This is a genomic window from Actinoplanes nipponensis (assembly GCF_016862275.1).
In the GTDB taxonomy this organism is placed as follows: domain Bacteria; phylum Actinomycetota; class Actinomycetes; order Mycobacteriales; family Micromonosporaceae; genus Actinoplanes; species Actinoplanes nipponensis.
Genome location: NZ_BOMQ01000053.1, coordinates 45,272 through 60,069, shown reverse-complemented (window position 1 = coordinate 60,069; position 14,798 = coordinate 45,272). Strand labels below are relative to the sequence as shown.

The following is a 14,798-nucleotide window of genomic DNA, read 5'->3' as shown; positions in this document are numbered from 1 at the left end:
CCGGTGGCGCCGGGCCCGGCCCGGCGCCACCGCCGTCACGGCAACAGGTCGCGGATCACCGCGTCGGCCAGCAGCCGGCCGCGCAGGGTGAGGACCACCCGGCCGGCCTCGTACGCCGCGGGGTCCAGCAGGCCACCGGCCAGGGCCGCGGCCGCGCCGGCCCGGCCAGGTGCGTCGAGCACGGTCAGCGGCAGGCCGTCACGCAGGCGTACGCGCAGCATCACGTCCTCGACGTGCCGGTCCGCCCCGGTCAGGATCTCCCGGCCGAGCCCGGGCGAGAGACCGGCCTCGACCCTTTCCGCGTACGCCGCGGGATGCTTGACGTTCCACCAGCGCACCCCGCCGACGTGGCTGTGCGCGCCCGGCCCGAGACCCCACCAGTCCCCGCCGGTCCAGTACAGCAGGTTGTGCCGGCACCGAGCCGCCGCCGTCGTCGCCCAGTTCGACACCTCGTACCAGGAGAAACCGGCCGCGCCGAGGGCTTCCTCGGCGGCCAGGTAGCGGTCCGCGGCCACGTCGTCCTCCGGGTACGGCAGCTCGCCGCGGCGCATCCGGGCGGCCATCCGGGTGCCGTCCTCGACGATCAGCGAGTACGCGCTGACGTGATCCACCCCGGCGTCGACGACGGTCCGCAGCGAGGTGGCGAAGTCCTCGGCCGTCTCCCCCGGCGTCCCGTAGATCAGGTCGAGGTTGACGTGCTCGAAGCCGGCCTCCCGGGCCTCGACCGCGGCCTGCGGCGCCCGCCCGGCCGTGTGCCGGCGCTCCAGGATCCGCAGCACGGCCGGGGCGGCGGACTGCATGCCCAGCGAGATCCGGGTGAAGCCGGCCGCGCGCAGCGCCCGCAGCGAGCCCGGGGTGACCGATTCCGGGTTGGCCTCAGTGGTGATCTCGGCGCCCGCGGCCAGACCCCACGCCTGGTCGATGCCGTCCAGGATGCGGCCCAGGTCGGCCGGGTCGAGCAGGGTCGGCGTGCCGCCGCCGACGAAGACGGTGTCGACGCGCGCGCCGGTGACCGAGGCGGCCAGCTTCAGTTCGGCCAGCACGGCGTCGGCGTAGCCCTCCCGGCTGGCGCCCCCGCCGAGCTCACTGGCGGTGTACGTGTTGAAGTCGCAGTACCCGCACCGGCTCGCGCAGAACGGGACGTGGACGTAGACCCCGAAGCCGCGGCCGCCGACGTCGCGCAGGGCACTGTCGGGCAGCGAGCCGTCACTGGGTACGGGCTCGCCGTCGGGCAGGGGACCAGGCATCCGTCAAGTGTGCACGTCCACCGTTAGGGTTCCGGCATGGAGTTGGTCCGTACCGTCACCGCCGCCGGGGTGACCACCGTCACGCTGCACAGCCCGGCGAACCGTAATGCGCTTTCCACGCCGCTGATGCGCCAGCTGCTGGACGCCCTGGCCGCCGCCGTCGCCGACCCGCTGGTCCGGGCGGTGGTGATCTCGCACACCGGCCCGGTCTTCTGCTCGGGCGCCGACCTGAAGGAGACCGCCGAGGCCCGCGCGTCCGGCCGGGTGCCCGCGGAGCTGCTGGCCGACGTGCTGGCCGCGATCTGGGAGCTGCCGAAGCCGGTGCTGGCCCGGGTGGCCGGCCCGGCCCGCGCGGGTGGGCTGGGCCTGATCGCGGCCGCGGACATCGCGGTCTGCACGCGGGCGGCCACCTTCGCGTTCTCCGAGGTGCGCCTCGGCGTCATCCCGGCGGTGATCAGCGCCACGGTGCTGCCCCGGCTGGCGCCCCGGGCCGCGGCCGAGCTGTATCTGACCGGTGACGTGTTCGACGGGGTCCGCGCGGCCGAGATCGGGCTGGTCACCGCGGCCGTCGAGGCCGAGGGGCTGGACGCGGCCGTGGGCGCGTACACCGATTCCCTGGTGCGGGGTGGTCCGCTGGCCCTGGCCGGGGCCAAGCAGCTGCTGCGCCGCCGGCCCGCCGAGTCCGTACGGGCCGACCTGGCCGAGCTGTCGGAGCGCTCGGCCGGATACTTCCGGTCGAGCGAGGGACGCGAGGGCGTGGCGGCCTTCCGGGAGAAGCGCCCGGCCTCCTGGGTGCCGGCGCCGCAGGAGACCAGCGCCCGTTGACTACGCTTGTCACTCGACGGAGGGAGTGTGCGTGCGGAGGAAGCCGGTAGTGGTCGTGGCCCTGCTCGCGCTCCTCGGCGCCCTCGGCGTGGTCGTGGCCGTCACCTCCGTCGGTGGCAAGATCAAGCTCCCCCAGCTGGGCCCGGAGTGCATCGTCCGGGCGGACGGCGAAGTCGCCCTGGACCTGGTGCAGATGGCCAATGCGGCCACGATCACCGCGGTCGGCGTGCGCCGCAAGATGCCCGAGCGGGCCGTGGTGATCGCGCTGGCCACCGCGCTGCAGGAGTCCAAGCTGGAGAACCTGGACACCGGGGACCGGGACTCGGTCGGGCTCTTCCAGCAGCGCCCCAGCCAGGGCTGGGGCACGCCGGAGAAGATCCAGGACCCGCGGTACTCGGCGGGCAAGTTCTACTCGGCCCTCAAGAAGGTCAAGGGCTGGCAGAAGATGCGGGTCACCGACGCGGCGCAGAAGGTGCAGCGGTCGGCCTACCCGAACGCGTACGAGAAGTGGGCCGACGAGTCGGCCGTGCTCGCCAAGGCCCTCACCGGACGGGCGACCGGGGCGGTCGAGTGCACGGTGAGCGGCGAGCCGGCGCTGCGGGGCGCGACCGCGGCGGCGGCCCTGGCCGAGGGCATGCGGCTGGACTGGGGCAAGGGCCTGGCCACCATCGAGGCCACCCAGGCCGGCGGCCTGAGCGTCGCGGTCAAGGACGCCGGCGCGGGCTGGCGGTACGCCCACTGGCTGGTCTCGCACGCCAGCAGCACGGGGGTGGAGCGGGTCCGGTTCGCCGATCTGGAGTGGAGCGCGCCGGGCGGCAAGTGGCAGCCCGTAACCGGCGACGGGGTGGCGGGGAACGCCACGGTGGTGGCCGAGGTCTTCCACTAGCCGATCTGCCTTCATATTCACGTTTATTCATGGGCTGCGGAGTCACGATCACGATGTTGCCTGGTCATAGCGCTGCGTATATACCGACGTGGACAGACAGCGACGGGGCTGGTACTAGTTAGTCGTGCTCCAAGCCATCGCGTGGATTCTCCAGGGAGCCGTCAGCGCCGCCGCCATCATCGTCGGGATCTGCCGGCACCGGCCCGCGCGCATCGGACCCTGGCTGTTGCTGGCCGCCGCCGTCGTCGCGGTGTGCATCGGCGACGCCTTCCACGCGCTCGCCGACGATTCGGCCGCGGACATCGCCTATCTGACCATGTTCGCCCTGGTGGCCCTGGCCCTGCTGCAGCTCACCCGGGGCGGGGCGATGCTGATGGACCGGGCCCGGGTGATCGACCTGGTGGCGTTCGCCTGCGCGGCCCTGCTGGCGATCTGGGTCGTCCTGATGGGCGGCAGCAGCCACGTGGGCAAGATCGCGGCCGAGGACGTGCTGGGCGCCGTCCTGCTCGTGGGCATCTGCGCCCGGCTCGCCGCGGCGGTCTGGTTCAACTGGTCGGCGGTGTTGCTCACGATCGGCGCGGTGGGCACGCTGGCCAGTGACATCGCCTACCCGCTGGCGCCCTACCTGTGGAGCCAGACCGGCTTCATGCTGCTCTACGTGGCCTGGGGCGCCGCGGCTCTGCACCCGTCGATGGTCCAGCTGACGGCCCCGCTGCCGACCCGCCCGAAGCCCTGGCAGGGACGCTGGGTGACCCTGCTGGGCGTGTCCGTGGCGACGCCCCCGCTGGTGCTGCTGGTCGAGGCGCTGCAGGGCGAGGTCCGCGACGGCGTGGTGATCGCCGTGGCGGCCGCGCTCACGGTCGTGCTGGCCTTCACCCGGCTGGCCGACTCGGTGGCCCAGAACACCCAGGCCCTGACCCGCGAGCGCGTGCTCCGCGAGGCGAGCGCGGCACTGGTCGCGGCGGCCGACGAGGCCGCCGTGGACGAGGCGGTCCGCTCGGCGGTCGCCCAGCTGCTGCCCCCGCACGACGTGAAGCGGGTGGTCTTCGCCACCGACGACCGACAACTGACGCTCCAGGCCCTGCCGGCCGCGGCCGCGGGCCCGCGCCCGCGCAGCTGGTGGCTGGACGACAAGGCAAAAGCCGAGGGGGGTACGGACACCGCCGAGGCGACGCTGATCTGCCCGCTGTGGCTGGAGCCGCTGGCGGTGGCCCGCCCCAACGGCGGCGCGCTCGTGCTGGCGGGCCGGCTCGACATGCTGACGGCCAGCCGCGACGCGCTGGAGGTGCTGGCCGGCCAGGCGGCGCTGGCCCTGGACCGGATCTCCCTGGTGGAGGCGGTCGGCCGCCGCGACAGCGACCTGTACCTGCGCGCCGTGATCCGCAACACCGCGGACATCATGCTGGTCATCGACGAAGACCAGCAGATCCGGTACGCGAGCCCGGCGCTGCACGAACTGCTCGGCGAGAAGGAACTGCCCCCGTTCACCACCCTGCCCGACCTGGTCCACCCGGACGACCGCGGCCAGATCCGCCGCGCCCTGCGCGACGAGGGCGACGGGGTGGTCTACTGCGCCCTGCAACGGGCCGACCAGACCCAGGTGATGGTGGAGGCGACCTACCGCGACCTGCGCGAGGACCGCCTGGTCCAGGGGTACGTGGTGACGATGCAGAAGGTGACGGAGTCGTCCGGTCCCCGCGAGCAGATGCCGCACCTGGAGCACGTGGACGAGCTCCCGGCCTGGGTGAACCGGAGGAGCGCGCAGCACAAGTTCCGCTACTGAGAGCGCGGACCTTTCGTCGTTACGAGCCCAGCGCGCGGCTTTTCACGGCGGCAAGTGGCCAAGGCGGTGTAGCGCAGCCCGCATCGCGATAACGCCAAGGGGAATGTGACGTCGCCCACCACAGCCCCTCACCCTCGTGGATGCATCATGCGGCGAGAAGGTGGGATTCCGGTTCACAGAGATGACGGGTGCAGAAATTGGTTTCCAGCACCTACGCCGCATTCCGTGACCAGTACCTTTTCGTCCGCCCATCTGCCCGAAATGCCGGTGTGTCTCTAGCAGCGCGCCCCTCAAGACGACGGCTGTCGCATCAACGGAACCGTGGTGCGGACAGCCGCGTATGAGCCAGGCCGCTCAGATCGCCGGCCCTCGTGGATCTTGGGGAGGCGCGGGGTGGGTTCTGGCGCTGCCGCATCAAGATTCAGCACACAGGGTGCGCCGAGGTGTCAGTCACATCCGCCGACGGGGCGTCCGCCGCCGCACAGCACGCCCCAAGGCGCCTGTGTGCCCTAGATGCTTGCGAATCTTGTGGAGGCGCGCCGTGGGCTTTGGCGCCGGCGCCTCAAGATCCGCCCCAGGCTTGGGCGGAATATGCACCATCAGCGGTGGACCGTGAGACGACGTCGCCTCAGCGGAAACAGTGGTGTGGAAATCGCCACGCGTCAGCTAGGCCGCGCAGCCCGCCAGCCAGCCCGCGCAGCCCGCCAGCCCGCCAGCCGGCCCGCCAGCCCGAGCCCGCGAGCCTGCCAGCCCGCCAGCCCGACAGCCCGACAGCCCGACAGCCCTTGCGGATCTTGTGGAGAAGCGCCGCAGGTTTTGGCTCTGGCGGCTCAAGATTCAGCACACAGGGGGCGCCGAGGCACAGGCGAGCCCGCTGGCTAGTCCAGATTAGCGGCGCGGGAGTTGAGCAGAGCCGCCCGCCGCCCGCCGCCCGCCGCCCGCCGCCCGCCGCTCAACCGGGGCACTCTCGGTGTGGTGACGCCTTCGGCGGTGGATGAGGCGCATGGTCTACAAGTGGCGGAAGGGACGATCCACAAGCTGCGCCGCGCCACGGTGAAGCTGGCGTGCGATGCCGTTCGGCGAGGTCAGATCAGGCTTTGCCCACGCGTGGCCCTGGTGTAGCCGCGGCATGACGTCGTGCGTGGCCGAGCGGGAACAAACTCGCCGCCGTCGCAGATCCGTCGGGCGAAGGGCAGCCCAGCGAGCTGGGCCCCTCAGCTTGCGGGAGCGCCCGGCGCCGGGGAGATCCGCTGCGCCTAAAGGACGTCAACGCACCGATCGAGCCTCACCGCACCCAGAAGTAACAATCCCCAGGCCCGCCGTGCAGCCAGCCGGAACCGGATGGAGCCAAGCACGCAGCCGGCAATCGGCGGGAGCGACGGTCAGTTATCGGCAACCAGGCACGACATGAATCTGACCTTGATCTTGATCTTGATCTTGAAGAAACACTTCCCCGGCCGGGGACAGAGCAGGAACGCCGGACCTCGCGGTCCGGCGTTCCTTGTGCAGCTCAGATCAGCCTAGGCTGACCCAGGTTCAGCGAGTGACGCCGCGACGGCCGCTGATGCCGACGACCAGAGCCACACCCACGGCGGCGAGCACGACCTGGAACAGCAGCTCGATCCAGTCGATGCCGCTGGTCGACTCCACGCCGAAGGCGCGGGCGATGACCGTGCCCAGCAGAGCGGCCACGACACCGATGACCATGGTCAGCCAGATCGGGATGTTCTGCTTGCCGGGTACGACCAGGCGCCCGAGGGCGCCGATGATCAGGCCGACGATGAGCGCGGTGATGATGCCGGTGACGGTCATTGAAGGTCTCCTTGGGGGGTAGAGCAGTTGTTGCGTTCGTCTGGCCCCAAGAGTTCCCGACCCGGCCGAAAACCAAACCGCCCTATTTTTTGGATGTCTTCGGGTCGGCGGAATCGGAGGTCGACAGGGCGGCGATGAAGGCCTCCTGCGGCACCTCCACGCGGCCGACCATCTTCATCCGCTTCTTGCCTTCCTTCTGCTTCTCGAGCAGCTTGCGCTTGCGGCTGATGTCACCGCCGTAGCACTTGGCGAGCACGTCCTTGCGGATGGCACGGATGGTCTCGCGGGCGATGATGCGGCTGCCGATGGCGGCCTGGATGGGCACCTCGAACTGCTGGCGCGGGATGAGCTTCTGCAGCTTGGCGGCGATCGTGACGCCGTAGTTGTACGCCTTGTCCTTGTGCACGATCGCGCTGAACGCGTCGACCGGCTCGCCGTGCAGCAGGATGTCGACCTTGACCAGGTCGGCGACCTGTTCGCCGGAGGGCTCGTAGTCCAGCGACGCGTAGCCCTTGGTCTTGGACTTCAGCTGGTCGAAGAAGTCGAAGATGATCTCGCCGAGCGGCAGGGTGTAGCGCAGCTCCACCCGTTCGGTGGACAGGTACTCCATGCCGAGCAGCTGGCCGCGGCGGCTCTGGCACAGCTCCATGACCGCGCCGACGTACTCGTTGGGGACCAGGACCGTCGCGCGGACCACGGGCTCGTGGATCTCGGCGATCTTGCCGTTCGGGAACTCGCTCGGGTTGGTCACCACGAACTCGGCCGCGTCCTCGGTGAAGACCCGGTAGACCACGTTCGGCGCGGTGGAGATGAGGTCGAGGTTGAACTCGCGCTCCAGCCGCTCGCCGATGATCTCCAGGTGCAGCAGGCCGAGGAAGCCGCACCGGAAGCCGAAGCCCAACGCGGCGCTGGTCTCCGGCTCGTAGGTCAGCGAGGCGTCGTTGAGCTGCAACTTGTCCAGGGCGTCGCGCAGCGCCGGGTAGTCCGAGCCGTCGATCGGATACAGCCCGGAGTAGACCATCGGCTTCGGGTCGGAGTAGCCGCCGAGGGCCTCCTTGGCCGGCCGGTTGTTGCCGGTGACGGTGTCGCCGACCCGGGACTGGCGGACGTCCTTCACGCCGGTGATCAGGTAGCCGACCTCGCCCACGCCGAGCGCGCCGGCCTTCTCCATCTCGGGCGAGACGACACCGATCTCGAGCAGCTCGTGCACGGTGCCGGTGGACATCATCTTGATCTTGTCGCGCGCCTCGATCCGCCCGTCGATGACCCGGACATAGGTGACCACGCCGCGGTAGACGTCGTACACCGAGTCGAAGATCATCGCGCGGGCCGGGGCGGCGGCGTCGCCGACCGGCGGCTGGAACTGGCGGACGACCTCGTCGAGCAGGTGCGCGACGCCTTCGCCGGTCTTGCCCGAGACGCGCAGCACGTCGCCGGGCTCGCAGCCGATGAGCTTGGCGAGCTCCTCGGCGTACTTCTCCGGCTGCGCGGCCGGCAGGTCGATCTTGTTGAGCACCGGGATGATGTGCAGGTCGTTCTCCATCGCCAGGTACAGGTTGGCGAGGGTCTGCGCCTCGATGCCCTGGGCGGCGTCGACCAGCAGGATGGCGCCCTCACAGGCGGCCAGGCTGCGCGAGACCTCATAGGTGAAGTCGACGTGGCCCGGGGTGTCGATCATGTTGAGCACGGCGGTGTCGCCGGTGCGGTCGCCCTCGCGGACGACCCAGGGCATGCGCACGGCCTGGCTCTTGATGGTGATGCCGCGCTCGCGCTCGATGTCCATCCGGTCGAGATACTGGGCGCGCATCTGCCGCGGGTCGACCACGCCGGTGATCTGCAGCATCCGGTCGGCCAGGGTCGACTTCCCGTGGTCGATGTGCGCGATGATGCAGAAGTTGCGGATCCGACCGGGATCGGTCGCTCCGATGATGTTCACGCCGGGGTCGAGCGGTCCAGGCACGATCGTCCGTTCTCTTCAAGCGGGCCGGCGGCCTCAGCGGGCTGCCTCGAGTGGGCTGGCTGCCGATGGAAGCACCGGCGACGTCTATCGTCCCACGCGGCGCGGCGAGCCCGGATCACACCCGGTCCAGCGGCCGGTGCGGCGGAGGCGGCAGCTCGACGTGGATCTCCGTGCCGGGCCGGACCGGGCCACCCCGCAGGACCACGGCCATGATCCCCGCCCGGCGGTTGAGGGTGCCGTCGGGCTCCCGGACGAGGACGCGTTTGAGCAGTCCCGGACGGTAGTTGTTGATCTGCTGGCAGGGGTTGCGCAGGCCGGTGACGATGATCGCCGGGCGGGGGTCGGGGGTGGCTTCCCGCCCGGCGCCCCCGCTGCGGTCGGCGGCGAGCCGGGCAGCGAGAACGGCGACGGCCTCGGCGGTGGGGGCGTCGAGAGTGACGCGCTCCGCGGCGGCGACGACCGCGGCGGCCGCGGCCGTCTCATCCGGCTCGGCGGCTCCGGCCGTCTCTCCCTGCTCGCCTGCTGCGGCCATCTTTCCCCGCTCGCCTGCTGCGGCCGTCTCTCCCCGCTCGGCCACTGCGGTCGGCTGGCCCGGGTCGGTGGCTGCCGCTGCGGGAGCGACTCCCCTCACCGGCGGGGGGCCGAAACGCAGAACCGTGCCCACCGGCAGGGCGAGCAGGTCGATGCCGGTCGTGGTGACGTTCTCGCCCAGGCCGCCGGCCGGCACCTCGTAGCCTGCCTCGCGCAGCTCGTCGTGCAGCTCGCCGCGGATCAGGTGCACCTGGCGGAGGTTCGGCTGGTCCGGGTCCGCCGCCACCCGGCTGCGATGCCGGACCGTCACCCCCGCGTGCACATCGCCGGCCACGCCGAGGCCGGCGACCAGCGTGATCTCGTCGCGCGTGGGCTTGGTGAACGAGTACGCGTCGTTGCAGCTCACCGACGCGACCGTGCCCCGCAGCGACAGTCGTGAGGCCGGCAGATCCGCGGAGGTCGTTTTCTGCTGAGGAAGGTCCATGCGCCCGAGTCTGCCCATGCCCCACCACCTCTCTCGACCGATTTCCCGCCCGCTGGTCGGGCACCCGCTGCCTCCGGGACCGGCGGCCACGGAGGCGGCACCCAGCCGATCAGTCCGGCGGCTCCAGGAAGAGAGTGGACAGCCGGGGCAACCGCTTCTGCATCTCCTCCTCGTTGTCGAAGTCCCACAGCATCGCCGGATCCGGGCGGCTCCTCGGCGTCTCGCTCGGGGGCAGCTCATCGCCCGTGGCCTGCCGATAGGCCTCCCCCGCGATGGACAGCACCTCCTCGGCCTCGAAGACGGCCCCGGTCGTGGCCGCCGCCCGCACCGCCGGCAGCTCGGCCAGCGAGTCGGGCTCGCGGACCGCCCGCGCGACGACGTCGCGCCCGTTGGCCACCAGCCAGCCGCGGAAGTTGTCGAAGCCGTCCTCGGAGCAGCCACCGTTGATCAGGTAGGCCGCCGCCCACAGGTCCTCCTTGCCGGAAGCGGCCATCACCTTGTCGAGATGCCGGCCCCAGGCCACGATCTCGTCGGGGTCACGCCCCACGAGCTCGGCGGTGGCGCGCTTGGCCACCTCGTCGGGCGAGCCCGGCCGGTCGGCGGTAGCCCGGTCGATGACCGCCCAGAAGTCGTCCGTTCGCATGGGCACAGCCTGCCAGCCGGGTACGACAAAAACGGGGAGGCAGGATGGGGGCATGCGCGCCGTCTCCGTGCCCGAGATCGCGTACGGCGCAACCGCCGTACGTCCGGATTGGGGTGATCTGCCCGCGACCCTGCGCGCGGCGATCGGCTTGCGCCTCGGCGCGCCGGTCGCGTCCGCGACCAGCGCGGGCGGCGGTTTCACCAGGTCTTTCGCGGCCGTGCTGAGCACCGCGAGCGGGGACCGGGCCTTCGTCAAGGCCGCGCCGCTGACCGAGCCGACCGCCGACTGGTACGCCCGTGAGGCGACCGTCACAGCGCTGCTGCCGGCGGAGGTGCCGGCCGCCCGCCCGCGATGGACCCTCGTGGCGGAGGGGTACTTCGTGCTGTGCCTGGAGGCGGTCGAGGGGCACGTGCCGGCGCTGCCGTGGGCGCCCGAGCAGCTGAGCGCGGCGCTGACGGCCTGGCGGACCGCGGCCGGGGCCCTGAGCCGGCCGGGTCCGGAACTGCTCAGCCTGGGCCTGCCGCGGCTCGGCGACATCGTGCGGGACGAGCTGTCCTGGTGGTCGGAGGTCGCGGCCGGGCGGGCGCCGCTGCCGCCGGCGCCGGGCTGGGTGCCGGGCCGGCTGGGCGAGCTGGCCGCGCTGGAGCGCGGGCTGCCGGAGCTGGTGACCGGGCCCGGCCTGCTGCACGGCGACCTGCGGGTGGACAACGTCATGATCGACGGGTACGGCGGAGCGTGGCTCTGCGACTGGACCTGGCCGTGCCTGGGCGAGCCGTGGTTCGACACGGTGACGTTGCTGGTCACGGCGTACGCGAGCGGGCTGGACGCGGACGCCGCGCTGGAACCGTGGCAACCGCCCGCCGAGGGCGTCGACGGCGCCCTGGCCGCGCTCGGCGGATACTGGCTGACCAGCGCCGCGCGCGGAGCCGGCAGCGCCTCGCCGCACAGCCGCCAGCACCAGCGGTTCAGCGGCGGGCAGGCGCTCGCCTGGCTGGCCGAGCGCCGCGGCTGGGCACCGCCGGAATAGCCCCGCCAGCTGGGCTTCCCCGGCGGGCGCGGGCGCAGCGGCAGCCGCGCGATTTGGGCGGCGCGAAGCGGGCCTGATACATTAGTTCGTCGCGTGTGGTGACGTTGTTTTCTGCTGCGTTGCCACCGTCCGAGTACATCATCCGAACTAGTCAGGACAAGGCTGTCGCGTGGCGAACATCAAGTCCCAGATCAAGCGCAACCGGCAGAACGAGAAGGCCAGGCTGCGCAACAAGTCGGTCAAGTCGTCGCTGAAGACCGTGATCCGCAAGCTGAACGAGGCTAGCGCGGCCGGCAACGCCGAGACGGCTACCGCGCTGCTGCGTGACGCCTCGCGTCAGCTCGACAAGGCCGCGAGCAAGGGCGTCATCCACAAGAACCAGGCGGCGAACCGCAAGTCGGCCATCGCCAAGCGGATCGCCTCGCTGTCTGCCTGACCGCAGGCCGGTTTCAGCACACACCTCTGGGCACCGCCGAACCTTCGGGTTCAGCGGTGCCTGAGTTGTATCCGGAGCAGGGTCCGGGGGCTTGCCGCGGTCTGGTCCGGGCGAGCCGGCGGAGTGATGCGGGCTGGCCGGCGGAGTGAGCGGTGGCCGGCGGAGTGATGCGGGTGGCCGAGGTTGACGGAGGCGGTCGGCTCACGGTCGCTCCGGCGAGCCGGACGCGGCGCCACTGTGGGCCCGGATAGGCGATCCCGGCCGTCCGTAGTCTCGCGCGCAGGCGCAGGCAGAGCGCGTGCAGGCAGAGCAAGCGCACGCAGAGAGCCAACGCAGGCAGAGCCAACGCAGGCGGCAGGCGGCAGGCGGCCCAGCGCAAGCCAGTGACCGGCATCCGAAGGCACCCACCGCAGGCGAGCCGAGTCGCGGCCGCGGACCCAGCACGACAGCCCAGACCAAACCGCGAACTCGACGCCCCGACACAGGCCGACCCGCGAGTCCGGCGCCCCGACACAGGCCGACCCCGCCGCCCGCCCGGCCCCGCGCCGCAGGGGCCAGCCACCGCCTCCGGCCGAGCACTCCGCCGACCCAGCACAGCGCCCATACCAACGAGGGCGCCGCAACGACCTACTCGTAGCGCCGGGAGCCCGACTGCCGCGCCCGTTGCCGGCTGTCGTCCAGATCCTCGCTCCACTGCCGCGTCACCGGCGGCCCGTTCAGCGCGCTCGCGTCCAGGCCCGGCACGCTCCAGCGGTCCTCGTCGCGCACCGCCGAGCGCACCGCGTCGGTCGTCGCCCCCCGCCGGATCGCCGCCGGGCGCAACGCGGGTGCGCCGTCCCTGGTCGGCGGCCGGACGACCTGGGCGATCACCGCGGCCGACAACCGGACAGTCTCGGCTCCCGGCGATCCGGGCGCCGCGTCGGGCGCTGCCGCGTCGGGCGCCGGCCGGGTGGCGGGGGCCGGGTGGATCAGTGAGCCCGCGACCACGTCGTTGAGCTTCACCATGACCGCGACCATCACCGGCAGCACCAGCACACCCCACCAGCTGACCAGCTCGGCGAGCGCCAGCAGGATGCCCAGCGCGACGGCGCCCTCCAGGAACACGAAGCAGAGGAAGCCACCCGGCGCGAGATACTGCAGGCCGAGCATGCGGGCGTACAGCGGCTGTTGACGGGCCTCGTCGCGGGACAGGCCGGCCCGGCGGGACCGGGTCACCGGGCGCCGCCCGAGTTGCGGGCAGCCGCGACGGCGAAGACGGCCTGCTCCAGGGCGTACCCCCGGTCCTCGGCACCGCCCTTGACCGCCGCGTTGCAGTCGGCCGCCGCGCGCATCGCGTCGACCAGGCCCTCGGGGGTCCAGCCGCGGCTGCGCTCCTGGGCTTTCTGGATCTTCCACGCCGGCATGCCGAGCGAGCTGGCCATCTGGTACGGGTTGCCGCGCCCGGCGGAGGCCACCCGGGCGACCGTGCGCACGCCGTCGGCGATGGCGTCCGCGATCGGCACCGGGTCGACCCCGACGTGCAGCGCCCAGCGCAGCGCCTCGAGGGCGCCCGGAACGTCGCCGACCATGGCGGCGTCGGCGACCGCGAAGCCGCTGACCTCGGCGCGGCCCCGGTAGTAGCGGGACACGACCGCCGCGCTGATCTTGCCGTCGGTGTCGGCCAGCAGCTGCGAGCAGGCCGCGGCGATCTCGCGCAGGTCGGTGCCGACCGCGGCGAGCAGCGCGGCCGCCGCCGGCTCGTCGCAGCGCCCGCCGTTGCGCCGGAACTCGTCGCGCACGAACGCGATCCGCTCGCGGTCGCCCTTGAGCTTGGCGACGCTCACGACGGTCGCCCCGGCGGCGCGCAGCCCGTCGGCGAAGGCCTTGCCCTTGGCGCCGCCCACGTGGGAGACGATCAACGAGACGTCGGGGTCGGGGTTCTTCGCGTACGCCAGCAGCGCCGTGACCAGGTCCTTGCGCGCATCCTGGCCGCTGCGCACCACCAGGACCCGGCGGCCGCCGAACAATGACGGGCTGAGCATCTCGGCGACCTCGCCGGCGCTGAGCGCGCCTGCCTCGTATTCACGCACATCGGCGCCGGGCTCGTCGGCTCGCGCGGCGGCGACCGCCGCGGCGATCGCCCGGGCGGCGAGCAGCTCCTCGTCGCCTTGAACGAGCAGCAGCGGTGCCGGGGACGCGGTGTTCACGCCTGAAATCTTCGCACGGGGGTCCGACGCTTCGGCACGGCTCACGGGCCGGCGAAGGCCCGACGCGAGGTTCACGAAAGCGGACATATAGGTCATCGGCCATGGGGGCGAAGCGGGAGAGGTCCTCGATCAGGCTGAATGTCTGAGTTGCCGGCGGAAGGTGATCCGACCCACATCCGAACCGATCGCCGGGGGTCGAAGGAACACTCGGCCTAACCCGGGCGTGTCGGTGAGGCGTCATCGCCGCCGCTCGGCCAGCCACTCCTCGAAGGTCTGCGTACCCCGCGGGCCCGGGCCGGCCGGTAGGAGCCCGCCGTGGGCCATTGGCCCGGGCAACCAGAGCGGCAGCACGGGCCGCCGGCGGACCGTGCCGGTCCGGACCAGCCGCCGCGCCATGTCCGGCAGGGATTCGACGCGCGGACCGGCAAGATCGGGCGCGGCCTTCTGCGGTTCGCCGGCGACGAGCGCGACGAGGGCCGCGGCCACCTCACGTACGGCCACCGGCTGCACCGTCAGGCGCGGCACCACCGCGATCGGCCCCGGCACCCGCTCGAGGATCTGCTCGGCGAACTCGTGGAACTGGGTCGCCCGCAGCACCGTCCACGGCACGGCGCCCTCGCGGACGATCTCCTCCTGACGCAGTTTCCCCTGGTAGTAGCCGGTGCTCACCCGGTCGATGCCGACGATGGACAGCGCCACGTGATGGCGGACCCCGGCCCGCGCGGCGGCATCGAGCAGGTGCCGCCCGGCCCGCTCGAAGAAGCTGACCGCCTCCGCGCGCTTCATCGTCGTCACGTTGCTCACATCGATCGTGGCGTCGACGCCGGCGAGCGCGGCGTCGAGCCCGGCGCCGGTCACCAGGTCCACACCCCGGGAGCGGGCGAGCACCACCGGCCGGTGTCCCGCCGCTTCGAGCTCTTCGACGACGTGGCGGCCGGTCAGGCCCGTACCGCCGGCTACTGCGATCTTCATGCGCGT

General features: G+C 72.2%; 13 protein-coding genes. 5 read left to right on the top strand and 8 right to left on the bottom strand.

The genetic code is table 11. The features are described 5' to 3' along the window. Positions 1 to 35 precede the first annotated feature (35 nt). Positions 36 to 1,247, bottom strand: a complete 1,212-nt coding sequence (gene hemW, locus Ani05nite_RS21930; RefSeq protein ID WP_203770902.1) for a radical SAM family heme chaperone HemW — start codon at positions 1,245 to 1,247, stop codon at positions 36 to 38. A 36-nt stretch (positions 1,248 to 1,283) separates the two neighbouring features. Between hemW and Ani05nite_RS21925 the strand changes: the two genes are divergently transcribed. The 3 genes from Ani05nite_RS21925 (at position 1,284) to Ani05nite_RS21915 (ending at position 4,741) form a co-directional block, all read left to right on the top strand. Next, positions 1,284 to 2,072, top strand: coding sequence for an enoyl-CoA hydratase-related protein (locus tag Ani05nite_RS21925; protein WP_203770900.1), 789 nt, complete (start codon positions 1,284 to 1,286; stop codon positions 2,070 to 2,072). Positions 2,073 to 2,097: 25 nt separating this feature from the next. Continuing rightward, entirely contained in the window at positions 2,098 to 2,958 is an 861-nt protein-coding gene (locus Ani05nite_RS21920; protein WP_203770898.1) for a hypothetical protein, read from the top strand. Positions 2,959 to 3,082: 124 nt separating this feature from the next. Continuing rightward, entirely contained in the window at positions 3,083 to 4,741 is a 1,659-nt protein-coding gene (locus Ani05nite_RS21915; RefSeq protein ID WP_203770897.1) for a PAS domain-containing protein, read from the top strand. A 1,536-nt stretch (positions 4,742 to 6,277) separates the two neighbouring features. Here Ani05nite_RS21915 and Ani05nite_RS21910 read toward each other — a convergent pair. The 4 genes from Ani05nite_RS21910 to Ani05nite_RS21895 form a co-directional block, all read right to left on the bottom strand. Further along, positions 6,278 to 6,553, bottom strand: coding sequence for a GlsB/YeaQ/YmgE family stress response membrane protein (locus Ani05nite_RS21910; protein ID WP_203770895.1), 276 nt, complete (start codon positions 6,551 to 6,553; stop codon positions 6,278 to 6,280). A gap of 82 nt (positions 6,554 to 6,635) precedes the next feature. Next, positions 6,636 to 8,513 carry a translation elongation factor 4 gene (gene lepA / locus Ani05nite_RS21905; RefSeq protein WP_203770893.1) on the bottom strand — a complete coding sequence of 626 codons (1,878 nt, stop codon included), beginning with the start codon at positions 8,511 to 8,513 and terminating at the stop codon, positions 6,636 to 6,638. Positions 8,514 to 8,628: 115 nt separating this feature from the next. Beyond that, on the bottom strand, positions 8,629 to 9,528 hold the full coding sequence (locus Ani05nite_RS21900; protein ID WP_203770891.1) for an MOSC domain-containing protein: 900 nt from the start codon (positions 9,526 to 9,528) through the stop codon (positions 8,629 to 8,631). A gap of 109 nt (positions 9,529 to 9,637) precedes the next feature. Further along, on the bottom strand, positions 9,638 to 10,171 hold the full coding sequence (locus tag Ani05nite_RS21895) for a DUF4240 domain-containing protein (protein WP_203770889.1): 534 nt from the start codon (positions 10,169 to 10,171) through the stop codon (positions 9,638 to 9,640). Between the two features lie 52 nt (positions 10,172 to 10,223). On the opposite strand from Ani05nite_RS21895, the gene Ani05nite_RS21890 reads away from it, so the two are divergent. After that, positions 10,224 to 11,198, top strand: coding sequence for a phosphotransferase family protein (locus Ani05nite_RS21890; protein WP_203770887.1), 975 nt, complete (start codon positions 10,224 to 10,226; stop codon positions 11,196 to 11,198). A 169-nt stretch (positions 11,199 to 11,367) separates the two neighbouring features. Then, complete coding sequence (gene rpsT, locus Ani05nite_RS21885; RefSeq protein WP_203770885.1) at positions 11,368 to 11,634, top strand: 30S ribosomal protein S20; 267 nt, start codon at positions 11,368 to 11,370, stop codon at positions 11,632 to 11,634. A 627-nt stretch (positions 11,635 to 12,261) separates the two neighbouring features. On the opposite strand, the gene Ani05nite_RS41275 is transcribed toward rpsT, so the two are convergent. From Ani05nite_RS41275 to Ani05nite_RS21870, 3 genes are all read right to left on the bottom strand, one after another. Continuing rightward, entirely contained in the window at positions 12,262 to 12,783 is a 522-nt protein-coding gene (locus tag Ani05nite_RS41275) for a hypothetical protein (RefSeq protein WP_239130505.1), read from the bottom strand. Between the two features lie 62 nt (positions 12,784 to 12,845). After that, entirely contained in the window at positions 12,846 to 13,829 is a 984-nt protein-coding gene (gene holA, locus Ani05nite_RS21875) for a DNA polymerase III subunit delta (protein WP_203771209.1), read from the bottom strand. 228 nt (positions 13,830 to 14,057) lie between these two features. Next, positions 14,058 to 14,792, bottom strand: a complete 735-nt coding sequence (locus tag Ani05nite_RS21870) for an SDR family oxidoreductase (protein WP_203770883.1) — start codon at positions 14,790 to 14,792, stop codon at positions 14,058 to 14,060. Positions 14,793 to 14,798: the final 6 nt, after the last annotated feature.

Coding starts and splice junctions, on each gene's coding strand:
- hemW (WP_203770902.1), bottom strand. CDS start 1,247: ATGCCTGGTCCCCTGCCCGACGGCGAGCCCGTACCCAGTGACGGCTCG.
- Ani05nite_RS21925 (WP_203770900.1), top strand. CDS start 1,284: ATGGAGTTGGTCCGTACCGTCACCGCCGCCGGGGTGACCACCGTCACG.
- Ani05nite_RS21910 (WP_203770895.1), bottom strand. CDS start 6,553: ATGACCGTCACCGGCATCATCACCGCGCTCATCGTCGGCCTGATCATC.
- Ani05nite_RS21900 (WP_203770891.1), bottom strand. CDS start 9,528: ATGGACCTTCCTCAGCAGAAAACGACCTCCGCGGATCTGCCGGCCTCA.
- Ani05nite_RS21895 (WP_203770889.1), bottom strand. CDS start 10,171: ATGCGAACGGACGACTTCTGGGCGGTCATCGACCGGGCTACCGCCGAC.
- Ani05nite_RS21890 (WP_203770887.1), top strand. CDS start 10,224: ATGCGCGCCGTCTCCGTGCCCGAGATCGCGTACGGCGCAACCGCCGTA.
- Ani05nite_RS41275 (WP_239130505.1), bottom strand. CDS start 12,783: ATGCTCGGCCTGCAGTATCTCGCGCCGGGTGGCTTCCTCTGCTTCGTG.
- Ani05nite_RS21870 (WP_203770883.1), bottom strand. CDS start 14,792: ATGAAGATCGCAGTAGCCGGCGGTACGGGCCTGACCGGCCGCCACGTC.